The sequence below is a fragment of the Microcoleus sp. Aus8_D2 genome, assembly GCF_036702665.1.
Taxonomy (GTDB): domain Bacteria; phylum Cyanobacteriota; class Cyanobacteriia; order Cyanobacteriales; family Microcoleaceae; genus Microcoleus.
This window is the reverse complement of the sequence record NZ_JAUBUN010000014.1, coordinates 103320-117549: the sequence shown is the minus strand read 5'-3', so window position 1 is coordinate 117549 and position 14230 is coordinate 103320. Positions and strand designations below refer to the sequence as shown.

The following is a 14230-nucleotide window of genomic DNA, read 5'->3' as shown; positions in this document are numbered from 1 at the left end:
GGACTGAAGTCCTTACTACGAACTTTTAAGAAGGACTGAAGTCCTCACTACGAACTTTTAAGAAGGACTGAAGTCCTTACTACGAACTTTTAAGAAGGACTGAAGTCCTCACTACGAACTTTTAAGAAGGACTGAAGTCCTCACTACGAACTTTTAAGAAGGACTGAAGTCCTCACTACGAACCTTTAAGAAGGACTGAAGTCCTCACTACGAACTTTTAAGAAGGACTGAAGTCCTCACTACGAACTTAATTATTATGGATTCTCAGTCTTTCAGTGGCTTACCTTCTCGATTGACAATGCGGCTTTCACCATCTTTAGCCGTGACATTTTCATAAACCCCCTCATCCCGCTTTACATACTTGCTGAAACCAGAATTTTTATAATCGGTGTCAGATGTCGGCTTCATCAACCTCGGAGCGCTGAGCATTCGGCGTACCGGAGTATCTGCGGGAGTATCCCCAGGTTCGCACTTAGCCAACTCGCATAGTTGACCCCAAGTTGAAACTTCCAGGTTCATGCTGTGCGAAACTTCTAACTGCTGGTTGTTTTTGGGACAAAAATAATCGTATACAGGCATACTAAGAATCTCGCTTGCAACTACTAAAACTACTAATTGCACTGTTACTGTGAGTATTATAACTCAAAATTACTAACAATTCAAGCCAAAAAAGCAAAGTTTACTATTTTTAATGATTGTTGAAACACTAAATCAGCTATATTATTAACCCTGTGCAGTTGCTTCCGAATGCGATCGAGACCAAGCCCAATAGTACGCTACCCTGAAATCCCCTGACTCGATCGACGGCTAGCAAATGCCCCCAAGACTTATCTGAATGCCGTCAAAGGATTTATCGTCATTTTCAGACTGCGCCCAAACTACTGATTCTAAGTTTCAAGTTTATTCATCATCACCAGCGAGGATTTACCGATGAGCGATTTCAAGGTTACGCCAGAAGTAGAGCTAAGTACAGCTCAAATGTTGGAGCGATACCAACTGCAAGATGAGATTATTCTGCGGCGTTGGGCAAAACTGCACGGCATCAACAGCTCTCGCGGTTTTTTCTATCCCAGTGAAGTAGATTTGATGGATCATGCTCACCATCACCTATACAATTTAGGAATGAGTGTTGCTGAGTATCAAAGTCTTTTAGACCGTCGTCGCAGTCATTCTCAGACATCAGGCGACCAAAATAAAACACTAGCAAGTCAAGTTGCTGACGAAGCATACGATGCCATAGAAATGCTCACAGATCAGTATTCGGAAGCTATTGATTTAATGGGAGAACGCATAGCAGATCATTTCATCGATGAACTCGATTTATCTGTAATGCGACACCTTTCTCAAAAAGTTAAGGACCGTCGCACTCTCAACGGTCAAACTAAAAAACCCAACCGTTTTCTCCAAGTGATTAAAGCTGTGTTGGAACCGAGCAGCGAAAATACGCTTCTGGTTCCCAAAAAAGATGATGACTCTAGTTTAGAATTAGAACACCATCACCGGCTCGGCTAGCCGATTGATTGGCAAGGCTAAACGCTACTTGTAGCGGTAAGGTGCGCGGTGCGCACCCTACACAATTAGGTTAGGTGTCCGGGATTGTGAAGGCCATAAACTTGCTGTTTTTAACAGCCTAATTTACCTTGCAACTATCAATTTAAGACTGGAGAGAGATGTAGTTTTCCCCGGAATTACCTAAAATATACGTTTAATCGAAACAGTTAATCTAACTCAAGGTAGAGAAATGATTAAATCATGGATGGTAATTGCAGCAGTCGTCTTGATAGTAGCTTTGGCGATTAACAGAATCCCGCCCAGCGACATCCAGTGGTTCAACCGATTGCAGCGTCCGAGATGGCTCGTATTTGAAAAAGCAATTCCTATAATTTGGACAGTAATTTTTATTTGTTTAGCTTGGTCAGCAGTGATTGTTTGGGAAAAAGCACCGGGAACTCAGGAGACTTGGTTGAGAATGGGTTTGTACCTGCTTTTAGAAATAGTAACTATGTCTTACACGTCGGTTATGTGCAAAGTTAGGAGTCTAAAAGTCGGTACGATAATCGGCGGAAGTGGCGCAATTTTAAGCGTGGTGCTAGCTTTGAGCGTGTTGCCAGTTTCTGAATCAGCGACCTGGTTATTGCTGCCTTACATACTCTGGAGTCCGATCGGCACTTACACGACTTGGGCGATGATGCACCTCAATCCAGCGGATGTTTAGGCTCGGGAATTAGTCATTTTAATGGGATTGCAAGCATAGAAAAAAGCACCTTTTACACCTAAAATGTGTTCGCGGTTATATCCCCGGCTTCTTTAATAAGTCCGGGTTTGGGGTCTTCTGTTTGTTGAAAATTGGCAATTAACGATCGGATATCTCAAACCATATCGACTGCCATAAACTTTAACCATTTCTTTCTATCTTAAATTTATCACAATAGTTTTATGTATCAGACTGCAAATTTTCTATCGCGGAAATGAGTTGTTGCAGTAGCTCACCAAACCCACCCATCTGTTCATCAAAAGCATCGCCATTCTTTACATAAAGATCGTTCTTTCGTTCACTTTCAAGCACTTCCTTTGCAGCTATAACTTCTGCGACACTAATGCCATGCTTCTTGGATATTTTCACGATCACTGCAATAAAACCATCCAAATGTGAATCTTCTACTGTGCAGTAATTTCGCTCTTTTTGGCTAAATAAAGTACCCATCTGGTTTCTCAAAATAGTTATTTCTTAAACATACCACAATTATTTATGATATTCATTTTTAATAAAAACTAAAACCGCAAAAAAATCTGTACAAATTAACGCTTGCTTGTACAGATAATTAAAGATATTAGGTAGCAGATTCTCGCGCTCAAACCTAGCGGCTCGGAGACCGACTTGGTGGCTCGGTTTCTGGCGGCTCGGGAGCCGGAGACGGAGACTCGGGAACCGCGGGACTCAGCGACTGCTCCCAAATTTGGATTTGCGATCGCGCTTGCTCGAAAGCCCGAGAACCCGAGGGAATTTTCTTCAAAGTCGCGATCGCCCCAGCCAGATCCGACGACGACTGTTCCACACCCATCGCCAAAATCCGCTGGGCCCACTCCTCAATCGCCTCACTCGCCTGCCACCGGAGCGAACTAGAATCGGGCACCTGAAGCGCCAGGGTAATTGCCGTTTGCAAAGCCTCCGCAGTCCCCGCTTGGGCTGCCACACGGGCATTCTGCAAACCTTGCTCGCCCAAAAATTGAGCCTCCCAAGTCCGAATGTTCGATCGAGCTTGCTCATAAAGCACCCTTCCCGATCGAATCCGGCGGGCCATCTCAATTGCCCCCGCCAAATTGCCGCTCGCTGCTAGCTGCTGAGCTCTGTCCAAAAACGGCTGGTCTTGAAGCCGCTGTCTCCTCTCGATCCAAGCTTGAATTTTGGCTTGAGCTTCCGTGTAAAGCGCTCTACCTTGACCGATCCGAGAAGCTTGAGCAACGGCGGCCTCCAGAGCATTCGGATCGCCCGCAGTCGCCAAATCGTTAGCTCTTTGCAGGTACGGACTGTCTTCTAGGAACTCGATTTGACGGCTCAAGCGACCGATTTGACTGCGAGCTTCCAGAGAGCGGGGATTTGATTCCGGGACTGTTTGCAATTGGGCGATCGCAGCCCTCAAATCATTTACCCCTCCCGGCGCCGCCAGCCTGAAGGCCAAATCCAAAGTTTTCACATCAGCCATTTCTTGCTGCCAGCGGCCGACTAAATCTTGAGCTTGTTTGTACAAAGGGCGACCGGAATTCAACTTTTGAGCAATCTCGATCGCCTTGGACAAACCCTCAACCCGGCCTGTCAAAGCCTGAGCAGTAGCCGTCGCCAACTCGTTAAAATCCTGAACTTGTTCCTTTAAATTTGCCGCGGAGGGAATCTTGTTAGCGATCGCGATCGCCTGCTGCCAATCGCCTGAGAGCAAGCGTTTTTGGGCGATCTCCATAACTTTCTTGCTAAATTCCGCGATTAGCTTATTGGCAGCTTGATACAAATAACTTTTTTGCTCAATTCCCTGAGCCAGCTTAATCCCCGTCACCAGATTGTCGAGGCCTCCTTCCGACGCTTTATTCCGGGCTTTGATCAACTTATTGCCCTCAGTCTTGGTCACCTGAATTGCCTTAGTCAGTTCCTCATACTTAGTCGATTCCCAGAAAGTATTTCCCGTATCCAACAGCAGAGTAGCTTCGCGGAAAGCCAGCCCCCACTCTTCCTGACGCAAGTGGTCTTCTGCGGTGCTGTAAATTTTCGCTGCATCCTTCCAGGTTGACTGCCACTTTTCAATCTGCTTTTCCACCGTCGGGTAAGCGGGAACGTCTTGAGGAACCTTGCGAGCGATCGCGATCGCCTCCTGGAGCTTTCCTTCTTGGAAACTAGAATTTCCCAACCGGAGAATATCCTGCGACCAGCGATCGATCTGACCGTTAATTCTCGGTCGCAGCGGGTGGTCTTGGGGCAAAGCATTCACTAATTCGATCGCGTGCAGCAAATCATCCGCCGTCCGCTTGCTAGCTGCTTCTTGAGCGCAAAAAAAGCGATCGTTAGCAGAAGCCGTCGGCCAAAAAATCTTCGAGCAATTCGACTGCGCAGTCAAGTTGAGCAAAGACGAAATTGCCACAAACCCCATACCCACCGACAGCATCAAACTCACCGCCAGCCAAAACTGCCACTTATGCGACCAGCTCCGCCACAGCCGATAGCGATCCCCCGGCGGCTGGGAGTTTTCCCCAGACTCTTGCGGTGGCTGTTCCAGATGCCCTCCCCGCAGTTTTCCCGAAGTAACCAAATCTCGGATCTCTCTAAGTCGCTCAGCGCGATTTTTCCTAGCTGGAATTGGCACTAGCGAGGAAATATCCTTTTTTGGCTCCAAGGATTCTGATGCAGACCAACGGCCTGGTGTTTTGCGATCTTGACTCATATCGTGCTTACCACAAACAGCAACCAGCCAGTGTTAGTTATTGGAAAACTGCGAGCGCTGCTATCAACTGCTCTATAAAATGTATTCATGACTTTTACATACTCCCGCCGGCTCAAGACTGCTTTGGGCCGATCGCCTGCGCCGCCAAAATCAAAATTTCGTGATTAGGTAATTGATAATGCGTAATTGGCAATTGGTCAAGGCCGTCATCCCCAACTCGCAGTCAATAGAGCCAATTACACATTATCGTCTCAAGAACCGGAGTTCGATCGCAAATCCCCGATCAGTTCGGCAAGTTCATCGCTGTTAGCCTTGTAAACCTCATTGCAGAAATGGCAAGTAGCCTCAGCCCCGCCATCTTTTTCGATCATGTCTTGGAGTTCCGCTTCGCCCAACATTTTCAGAGCTCCCAAAACTCGATCGAACGAACAGCCGCAGTGAAAGCGAACCATCTGAGTTTCCGGGAAAATTTCCAGGCCCATATCACCCAGCAACTCTTCCAGAATCTGGTGCAGCGTTTTCCCCGATTGTAGCAACGGCGTAAAGCCCGACAGTGCAGCCACCCTTGATTCTAGAGTTTGCACCAATTCTTCATCCGTTGCCGCCTTCGGCAGAACCTGCAACAGCACGCCCCCAGAAGCTTGCACCCCCGCCGCCCCGACAAACACGCCCAAAACCAGAGCCGAAGGCGTCTGTTCGGAGGTTGCCAAATAGTTAGTTAGATCGTCGCCTATTTCGCCGGAAACCAATTCTACCGTACTTGAGTAAGGGAAGCCGTATCCAGCGTCCCGCACCACGTACAAATAGCCGTCACCAATGGCGCCACCGACATCAAGTTTGCCTTTAGCATTGGGCGGCAATTCCACTGAGGGATTGCTGACATAACCTCGAACTGTGCCATCAAGTCCCGCATCAATCAGCAGTCCACCGAGGGGCCCATCTCCTTTGATGCGAATATTGACTCTCGATTCGGGCCGCTTCATGCTGGAAGCGAGTAACAGCCCTGCCGACATTGTGCGTCCGAGGGCTGCTGTAGCGACGTAGGAGAGCTTGTGCCGCTGTCTTGCTTCTTCGGTGAGGCGGGTGGTAATGACGGCTACAGCGCGAATTCCACCGTCTGCGGCTGTAGCGCGAATTAATTGATCGGCCATGAAAAACCTGACTTGTCTTTTGATACTGCTGGAACTATTTTAGAAGGTTGTCGCAGGAGATAGGGGCATCTGTAGAGAAACGGCTCAGCCGTCTCCGGCCCCGGAGGAAACGGCAATCCCGTCTCCCTACCGAGAGAACATCTGTACGGAAACGGCTGAGCCTTTCGTCGTGTCAACAATCGCCTGAAAGCATTAAAAAATCTCGCTTTGATCCTCTTGCCCGATCCCCCTCGCATCCCCCCGATCGAAGGGGAGTAGGGGTTGACGAAAGAGAATGCTCCTGTCCCCCCCTTAGGTCGGGGGGCTAGGGGGGGATCTGGCCTAGGCGGTAAACAACAGTCTGTGAATACGTTCGCAGCTCAAGTTGACACGAATGGGCCCAGCCTAAGTCCGGCCCCGGAGGAAACGGCAATACCGTCTCCCTACCTTTCAAAACTGGTATTGTTTTAGGCTCAAACTATTCGGAAATCGTTAACACCAATTAAACTGGCATTCACTCCATTTAACGAAGCAAATACTTTTTCACTTCCCTTGATTTTAATCATAGTGTTGTTATTTTTCTGACTAATTTGTAACTGGTTAAAACTCAATTTTCCAGTTAATCCAATCGAGTCTTGACCTTTAAGAAAATCTGCAATTATGTCAAATCCCTGACGGGAATCTAACACAAAAGTATCATTCCCCAAACCGCCAATCAAGCTATCATTCCCTAAATCTCCCGACAAGAAATCATCGCCTTCGCAACCGAGGAGAGTGTCACTCTCTTCACCTCCATAAATTGTATCATTTCCAGCACTGCCATCAATCAGGTCTTGATTCTCGTTACCGCTGAGGAAATCATCTCCCGCACCGCCACACAAAGTATCGTCTCCTAGTTGCCCGTAGAGACTATCATTGCCTTCGCTACCAAACATTAAATCGTTTCCTTTGCCGCCAAATAAAGAATCGTTTCCTTTGCCACCGTCGCTCAAATCGTTGGCTTGATTGCCAAAGATTAAATCATCATCTTCTTTGCCGTTAATTGAATCGTTGCCCTTATTCCCGAAGATTATATCTTCCCCAAAACCACCAAGAATGATGTCGCTTCCTTTGCCTCCAAATAGAATGTCGTCTCCTTTGTTGCCGTCAATGAAGTCATTGTCTTCATTGCCATTAAATAGATCGTTAAATTCGCCACCAATCAGGTTGTCGTTGCCAGTCAAAGCATTACAGTTATTGGGGTTGTTGCTGCCAAAATATGCGTCGTTTTTGGGAGTGCCAATTAGTAGATCGCCACCATTGATAATATTATCAATTTGTTGATTGGGTTGATTGAGATTGGGATACTCAATTTTGTCGCAAATGCAGTTTGGATCTGGAGTGTTAACAGGCGTTGGAGTCGTTAAAGGTGCAGGGGTTGGAGTTGGAGTTGTTACAGGTGCAGGTGTTGGAGTTGTTACAGGTGCAGGTGTTGGCGTTGGTGTTGGAATTGGAATTGGAGTCGGAATTGGCGTTGGACTTGGCGTTGCTGTGACTGATGCCGAAATCGGGAAATCAAAGGGATTTTCATCGCTATCATTATTGACAAATTCCAGCTTACCTGTTTTATTTCCGGCGGTTGCTGTATCTACTTGAACTTGCAGGTTAGCATTTGCACCGGCGGCGACAGTTGCAGGTAAAGTTCCAACTAGGCTAAATCCTGTGGGTAAAGTCACTTTCGGCAGACTTAAATCCGCTGTACCGAGATTTTTGACGGTAAAGGTTTTGTTGAGAGTACCGCCAATTATTGCACTGCCAAAATCGATCGCACTTATCGTACCATCAGCAATATCCGTTGTCCCGTCTAAAACTTGAATTTCCGGTACAGGTGTAGGCGTTGGAGTCGGTGCGAGATTTACCAGCGCTGAAATCGGGAAATCAAAGGGATTTTCATCGCTGTCATTGTTGACAAATTCCAACTTACCTGTTTTATTTCCTGCTACTGTCGTATCTACTTGAACTTGCAGGTTAGCGCTATTGCCTGCCACCACAGTTGCAGGTAAAGTTCCAACTAGGCTAAATCCTGTGGGTAAAGTCACTTTCCCTAGACTTAAATCCGCTGTACCGAGATTTTTGACGGTGAAGGTTTTGTTGAGAGTGCTGCCAACGGTAATGCTACCAAAGTCGATCGCACTTACCGTACCATCAACAATATCCGTTGTCCCGTCTAATACTTGAATTTCCGGTGCAGGTGTGACATCGTTATCGGTAATTGCCACGGAACCAGTTGTCGTAGTTCCCAAAACAATACCGCTAGAAGGATTGGAGATTGTGAAAGTACCTGTTTCAGTAGGTTCTACCAGTGCATCATCATTGATATTGACGGTAAATGAACCTGTTGTCTTACCGTCAGCAATGGTAATGTTAGGAGGAATTGTCCCAGTAAAGTCGGCAGCAGTTGCAGTCCCAGACAGAGCAAGATTTACGGTTTGAACTCCAACCACTGCTTGAGATGCAGTGGCGGTGACGGTAATCGCTGGACTTCCGGTTTCTGTAGTTGTGCTGGGAGAAACTGAGAGGTTAACTGTGGGGAAGTCGTTATCGGTAATTGCAACTGAACCAGTTGTCGTAGTTCCCAAAACAATACCGCTAGAAGGATTGGAGATTGTGAAAGTACCTGTTTCAGTTCCTTCTATCAGTGCATCATCATTGATATTGACAGTAAATGAACTTGTGGTTTGACCGGCAGGAATGGTAATGCTATTCGGAATTGTTCCTGTGAAGTCGGCAGCAGTTGCAGTTCCTGAAAGAGCAACATTTACGGTTTTAACTCCGACAACTGCGCCTGATGCAGTGGCGGTGACGGTAATCGCTGGACTTCCGGTTTCTGTAGTTGTGGTGGGAGAAACTGAGAGGTTGACTGTAGGAATGTCGTTGTCGGTAATTGTCAGTGTCGCAGTTCTATTAGCAGCAACTGGATCGATAAAGTAGTTGAAATTGCTGGGATCTGGAGTGATGTTGACTTTGATTGTTTCCCCTGGGTTGATGATAGTATCATCGATGGGTATAGCATTGATAACAGCGGTGGTTTGACCGGTGGCAATGGTGAAAGTATTGGCAGTCACAGCGGTGATATTCGTGCCGGCAGTTAGGGAGTAGTGAGTGGGGTTGGCGGCGGTACTGCCGGTGGTGTCGAAGTTGATGACTAAACCGCCTGCGGGGGCGGGAGTGTCGAGGGTAATATTAAATGTGCCGGTGGTGGGGCCTGTTTCGGTGGGGGTGGTGCCGGCTGCAATGCTGATTTTGGGGGTGCTGTTGAGGAGGATCGAGGTGGTGCTGCTGCCAAAGTTCGTCACAGATAAGTCAGGTTTCCCGTCGCTGTTGATATCGGCGATACTGACGAAGTAGGGGTAAGCGCCAGCAGGGAAGAGAATTTGGGGGGCAAAAGACGGGGTGGTGCTTCCGGCGACGGTGGTATTGAGCAGGATGGAGAGGTTGTTGTCGTTGGCATTCACCGCAGCTAAGTCAGGTTTCCCGTCGCCATTGAAGTCGCCGATGCTGGCGGAAAAGGGATAATTGCCAGTTGGGAAGGTGACTTGGGTGGTGAAAGAGGTGGTGGTGGCTCCGGCGGTAGTGGTGTTGAGCAAGACGGAGACGTTTTTGTCGTTGACGTTTGACACAGCTAAGTCAGATTTCCCATCGCTGTTGAAGTCGCCGATGCTGACACTCCAGGGGCCACTGCCAGTAGGGAAGGGAACTTGGGGGGCGAAAGAGGGGGTGGTGGCTCCGGCGGGGGTGGTGTTGAGCAGTACAGAAACAGTGGAGTCCCAGAGGTTCCCCACAGCTAAGTCAGGTTTCCCGTCGGCGTTGAAGTCGCCGATGCCGACGAAGTAGGAGCGAGGGTTAGTAACGAACAAAACTTGAGGGGCAAAGGTGGGGGTGGTGGCTCCGGTGGCGGTGGTGTTGAGCAGGATGGAGACGTTGTTGCTGTCGTAGTTCACCGCAGCTAAGTCAGGTTTCCCGTCAGCGTTGAAGTCGGCGAGGCTGACGCTTCTGGGGCCAGGGCCAGTTGCGAAGGGAACTTGGGTGGTGAAAGTGGGGGTGCTGGCTCCTGTTGTGGTGGTGTTGAGCAGGACGGAAGCGGTGCCGTTGTAAAGGTTCACCGTTGCTAAGTCAGGTTTTCCGTCCCCGTTGATGTCGCCGACGCTGACGGAGATGGGGCCAGTGCCTGTTGGGAAGGCGGCTCGGGTTGCGAAAGTGGGGGTGGTGGCTCCAGCGGCGGTGGTGTTGAGCAGGATGGAGACGGTGTTGCTATTGAGGTTCGCCACAACTACGTCAGGTTTTCCATCGCTGTTGAAGTCGCCGATTTTTCCATCGCCGTTGAAGAGGTTGCTGTTGACGACGGGGGGGCAATGCCAATTACGAAGTCAACTTTGGGGGCGAAACTCAGGATGCCGCTGTAGGTTTTGAGGGCGGTTTCTGTGAATGGGAGTTTGGGTTGAGAGGGGGATGGGGGGATTGATGCAGTGAGTTTCCAGGTTCCTCCTAGTGCTGCATTGCCCGTGGGGTGCGGGTTGGCGGCAATCTTCGCCCCGGTGAATTGGTGGAGGCGCTGGAGGAAGTTCGGCAACGGATTCGCTCCGCGGATGTAACGGATGGGTTATTGGTGGGTGGTTTGGCTTTTGGTTGTCGGTTGCCAAATCGATTGTTGCGCCAACATTACACCCGTAAATTAGGATTTCGGCGTTTTCTGTGAGGCTTTTTCGCCATTGTTGTAGCTGCTGAATATATTGGGGAAGAGTTTCAAGATTTAATGGTGTTTTCCCTAACTGTATGTGGCCTGGGGCGCCGTGTGAAATAATATGAATAACTGAATATTGTTTGCCTTTGAGGGTTTCGGTGATTTGGGCTACGGCATCACAATTCAAATCAAGTATGGTAACTTCAACTCTTGGGTGGATGCCGTCAATCAGGGTTTGTCTATCTGGAATGTCGGCTGCAATGAATGCGTGTTCGCGATTTGTGGCGGTGGTTTGAGGTGTGTTGAGTGTGAATGTGGTGTGTGACATTTTTTTACTAATCTACTATTTTTGGTAAATACAGCAGATTCCACGTTTATGAAGTACATCCCAGATCCATAAACCCGCGTAGGATACGGCACTGCCGTGTCCCTATCTTTGCTATGTACTTCTTGCATGAAATTTAGCAGATTAGCACTCGTTGCTTAATTAACTCAGTTCAGTGAAATTCTGTCAAGGAGATTTAGTAAAACTTTATACTTGCTTGTGATTTTTTCTGTATAGCAATCATAGACCACATATCTAACGTCAGGGCGATCGCACATCCGATCTCTCTACCAAAGGCTAATATCATTGCAGAACTAGCGATCGCGATTTTCATTCCTTAGCTAACCCAACCAAAAATCAGCCTCGATTGCACCACCTATCAAACCAGTCGATTTAGCAATGGTGGACGGAACACCCAAATATCTCACGGCATCCAGTCAGTCGGATGTTAGAGATGGCTGGCGCGATCGCATTTTGTCCCGGTGCGAAGACTCGCATTTTGGCAAAACTGGGCGATTGTGGAACTTTCCAAACCTAGAAATGGCGATCGAACTTTTAGCCACTTAGAATTAGATGAATTGTTAGCACAAACATCGGACGATACTCTGAGCAATGTCCCAGTCAGGCTTTGAGTAATTGTTGATACAGAGTTTTCATGTAGAAAAGCTTATACTCCCGCTAACCAGAAGATTACCTAACCTTTACCTTGGTCGGTTAGAGTGAGAGCGCTAGGTCTGAGAGTATTGTTTTTTAGCTGGAAATAACGGATATGCCACCAACATCGAAAGCACTTTTAGCGGAAGTCCAGCATAACACAGGAGCGACTCGAAATTTGCATTTTTATGCAAAGGGCGAAACCATTCCTTTAATGTCCCAAGGCCTTTGGCGCGTCTGTCAAGGTTTAGCACAACTGAGTACCCTTTATCCCACCGGAGAAGAAGGACTTTTGGGTTGGGTGGGGCCTTCGATGTGTTTCGGTTTGTGGTTGACTTCCTTGCAGACTTACCGAGCTACGGCAACATCAGATGTTTATTTGATGTGGTATTCTATGGTGGAAATCGAAGCTTCTCCTCAATTGGCTCACGAGTTGCTGCCTCAAATGGTGCGGCGGCTGCGGCAAATGGAATCAATTTTGGCGATCGCCGGACAGCGCCGAGTAGAAGATCGTTTGTATCAGCTTCTGCTATTATTGCAACAGGACTTCGGTCAGCCTGTAGTTGAGGGAACTCGTTTGAGCATCCGCTTGACACATCAAGATATTGCTAATACTATTTGTACGACGCGGGTAACGGTAACGCGAATGTTGGGAAAATTACACCAGCAAGGCTTAATCGGTCGAGATGGCGATCGGCATTTAATACTTAACAAAGATGTTTTTGCCTCTACCTCCGATTTGTTTGGCTGCAATCCTCAAGCAGTGTAGCAAGCGAAGATAACCATCTTATTCTGCTTCGCCAATCAGCGTAAACGCCGCCCAATCTTCTGGATTTGGGTGCATCTTCATTGTAATTAACATCGCTTGCCGCAAAGCTTGAGCTTTATTCGGGTTTTGCTGTAACTGGCGATAGAATTCTGCCATTAATTCCGCTGTCGAATCATCGGACACTGACCACAGAGAAACGATAATACTAGGAACACCAGCACTAATTAAAGCACGAGATAACCCAACCACGCCATCGCCTGTGAGTTTTCCTCTGCCAGTATTGCAAGCACTCAATACCACTAATTCAGCATTTAATTTTAAATCCAATATTTCACGGGAAGTCAACAATCCATCATCATTTCCTGATGGAGTAAGGGCAATAGCGCCCGGTAAATCTCGCCTCTTCACTTCATTGAGCAATCCGTGAGTTGCCAGATGAATAATTCTGGCTTTTAGCATCTGTTGTACAATCGATGCTTTAGTCGCTTGAGAGCCTGTAATTGCTTGAGTATTCAGAATTTTGGCAATTGTAATTGCTTCCTGTTCGCTGCCAGGTAAGGGAGGTAATTGGCGCGGCGGGTTGCCAATTTTGGGCATAATTGGATTGCCGACAACTAAGTTAGTTTGGAGAGAAAGTTGTCGAACTTTTTGCCGTGATTGGCGGGTTAACTGCAAAATTTGAAGGGCGGGAGCGGTGAGGATGGTATGTTTTTCAATCAGATATTGACCTGCCGGATCTTGTAACGCGACAAAGGGAACTAAAAACAGGGATTGATGGGGAATGAAGACGATCGGAGCATTGGGATCGGCGGGTAAAAGGTCGGCAATTGGTTGAATGAGTAATCGATAAATTTCCTGTAATTTGGGGTAGACTATGCGAGGTTCAGCAGGGGTAGAATTAGGGCGATTAGCTGCTTGTTGAGTGGCAATGTCCCCCGACAAACCCAGAGCATCGCGAGTGCCGCGAATTATCTCAGAAATGGCGGTATCTTGCTCGTTTAATCCTCTCCTCCCGGTAGCAGCAGATACTCTTGTCCCTTCGGTAGCTTCGGGTAAATTGATGTTAGGAGATTTGATGTCAACTGAGCGAAAAACAATTTCGCCAGTCGGCTTGATGACCCAAATATAGAGGGATTCATTCCCAATAGTTGAATACTCGACGAGGGTAGCGTTTTGCTCTCGAGCAATTTGTTTAATTTGCTGGATATTGGGCGGGTTGATAGTAGTTGGGACAGATGCAGATAGGGCTTGGCGAGATGCCAATAACTCGACAAAAGCTCTGGCTCTACCCCGTTCGGCTATTTCTAAAGCGTCATTAGTTTTTTTCTGGGCAATGAGGACTTGTTGTAAATTGACGTAGGGGTTAGTTTGGGTTTCAAAGATTGATACTTTATTGGCATCCTCTAATCCAGCTCGGAGAGATTCCGAAACTTTAATACTATCAAGTAGCGTTTTCTCGGCTGCTGGGAGATTGCCAGATTTGTAGAGAGCAAATCCCAGATTGTTCAGAGCTTTCCACTCGCTTTGGCGGTCTTTAATTTCTCGGGCGATCGCCAACCACTGCTGTTCGTACTCGATCGCTTTGGCATAGTCGCCCAGGGAATAGTAAGCAATTCCCAGATTTCCCAGAGCTTTCCCCTCGCTTTCGCGGTCTTTAATTTCTCGGGCGATCGCCAACCACTGCTGAGCGTACTCGATCGCTTT

At 47.7% G+C, this 14230-nt stretch carries 11 protein-coding genes and 1 pseudogene; 4 read left to right on the top strand and 8 right to left on the bottom strand.

Annotated elements, in window-relative coordinates; translation table 11 throughout:
* Window positions 1–264: 264 nt before the first annotated feature.
* A complete protein-coding gene (locus tag QUB64_RS13835; RefSeq protein ID WP_333272717.1) occupies window positions 265–579 on the bottom strand; it encodes a zinc ribbon domain-containing protein in 315 nt (104 codons plus the stop codon).
* A gap of 351 nt (window positions 580–930) precedes the next feature.
* On the opposite strand from QUB64_RS13835, the gene QUB64_RS13830 reads away from it, so the two are divergent.
* Both QUB64_RS13830 and QUB64_RS13825 read left to right on the top strand, forming a co-directional pair.
* Window positions 931–1512: a hypothetical protein gene (locus tag QUB64_RS13830; protein WP_333272715.1), complete on the top strand. Its 582-nt coding sequence runs from the start codon at window positions 931–933 to the stop codon at window positions 1510–1512.
* A 229-nt stretch (window positions 1513–1741) separates the two neighbouring features.
* Window positions 1742–2215 carry a TspO/MBR family protein gene (locus tag QUB64_RS13825; protein WP_333272712.1) on the top strand — a complete coding sequence of 158 codons (474 nt, stop codon included), beginning with the start codon at window positions 1742–1744 and terminating at the stop codon, window positions 2213–2215.
* 219 nt (window positions 2216–2434) lie between these two features.
* Here the strand turns inward: QUB64_RS13825 and QUB64_RS13820 are convergent, their stop codons facing one another.
* From QUB64_RS13820 to QUB64_RS13795, 6 genes and pseudogenes are all read right to left on the bottom strand, one after another.
* A complete protein-coding gene (locus tag QUB64_RS13820; RefSeq protein ID WP_333272709.1) occupies window positions 2435–2704 on the bottom strand; it encodes a hypothetical protein in 270 nt (89 codons plus the stop codon).
* A 154-nt stretch (window positions 2705–2858) separates the two neighbouring features.
* On the bottom strand, window positions 2859–4928 hold the full coding sequence (locus tag QUB64_RS13815) for a hypothetical protein (RefSeq protein WP_333272706.1): 2070 nt from the start codon (window positions 4926–4928) through the stop codon (window positions 2859–2861).
* 251 nt (window positions 4929–5179) lie between these two features.
* The gene (hslO, locus tag QUB64_RS13810; protein WP_333272704.1) at window positions 5180–6079 is read right to left on the bottom strand and encodes an Hsp33 family molecular chaperone HslO; all 900 of its coding nucleotides are present in this window, start codon (window positions 6077–6079) and stop codon (window positions 5180–5182) included.
* Between the two features lie 452 nt (window positions 6080–6531).
* Complete coding sequence (locus tag QUB64_RS13805; RefSeq protein ID WP_442921660.1) at window positions 6532–10365, bottom strand: FG-GAP-like repeat-containing protein; 3834 nt, start codon at window positions 10363–10365, stop codon at window positions 6532–6534.
* Between the two features lie 2 nt (window positions 10366–10367).
* Entirely contained in the window at window positions 10368–10667 is a 300-nt protein-coding gene (locus QUB64_RS13800) for a DUF4347 domain-containing protein (RefSeq protein WP_333272702.1), read from the bottom strand.
* Window positions 10668–10803: 136 nt separating this feature from the next.
* A pseudogene (locus tag QUB64_RS13795) lies at window positions 10804–11106 on the bottom strand (DUF4347 domain-containing protein); the annotation flags it as partial.
* A 396-nt stretch (window positions 11107–11502) separates the two neighbouring features.
* Between QUB64_RS13795 and QUB64_RS13790 the strand changes: the two are divergent.
* Complete coding sequence (locus QUB64_RS13790; protein WP_333272699.1) at window positions 11503–11670, top strand: hypothetical protein; 168 nt, start codon at window positions 11503–11505, stop codon at window positions 11668–11670.
* 202 nt (window positions 11671–11872) lie between these two features.
* Complete coding sequence (locus QUB64_RS13785) at window positions 11873–12526, top strand: Crp/Fnr family transcriptional regulator (RefSeq protein WP_333272695.1); 654 nt, start codon at window positions 11873–11875, stop codon at window positions 12524–12526.
* 18 nt (window positions 12527–12544) lie between these two features.
* On the opposite strand, the gene QUB64_RS13780 is transcribed toward QUB64_RS13785, so the two are convergent.
* On the bottom strand, window positions 12545–14230 hold a 1686-nt coding region (locus tag QUB64_RS13780), incomplete at its 5' end, for a CHAT domain-containing tetratricopeptide repeat protein (RefSeq protein WP_333394090.1).

Excerpts from the sequence above, each read along its gene's own strand:
- QUB64_RS13835 (WP_333272717.1), bottom strand. The coding sequence starts at position 579 with ATGCCTGTATACGATTATTTTTGTCCCAAAAACAACCAGCAGTTAGAA.
- QUB64_RS13830 (WP_333272715.1), top strand. The coding sequence starts at position 931 with ATGAGCGATTTCAAGGTTACGCCAGAAGTAGAGCTAAGTACAGCTCAA.
- QUB64_RS13825 (WP_333272712.1), top strand. The coding sequence starts at position 1,742 with ATGATTAAATCATGGATGGTAATTGCAGCAGTCGTCTTGATAGTAGCT.
- QUB64_RS13820 (WP_333272709.1), bottom strand. The coding sequence starts at position 2,704 with ATGGGTACTTTATTTAGCCAAAAAGAGCGAAATTACTGCACAGTAGAA.
- QUB64_RS13815 (WP_333272706.1), bottom strand. The coding sequence starts at position 4,928 with ATGAGTCAAGATCGCAAAACACCAGGCCGTTGGTCTGCATCAGAATCC.
- hslO (WP_333272704.1), bottom strand. The coding sequence starts at position 6,079 with ATGGCCGATCAATTAATTCGCGCTACAGCCGCAGACGGTGGAATTCGC.
- QUB64_RS13790 (WP_333272699.1), top strand. The coding sequence starts at position 11,503 with ATGGTGGACGGAACACCCAAATATCTCACGGCATCCAGTCAGTCGGAT.
- QUB64_RS13785 (WP_333272695.1), top strand. The coding sequence starts at position 11,873 with ATGCCACCAACATCGAAAGCACTTTTAGCGGAAGTCCAGCATAACACA.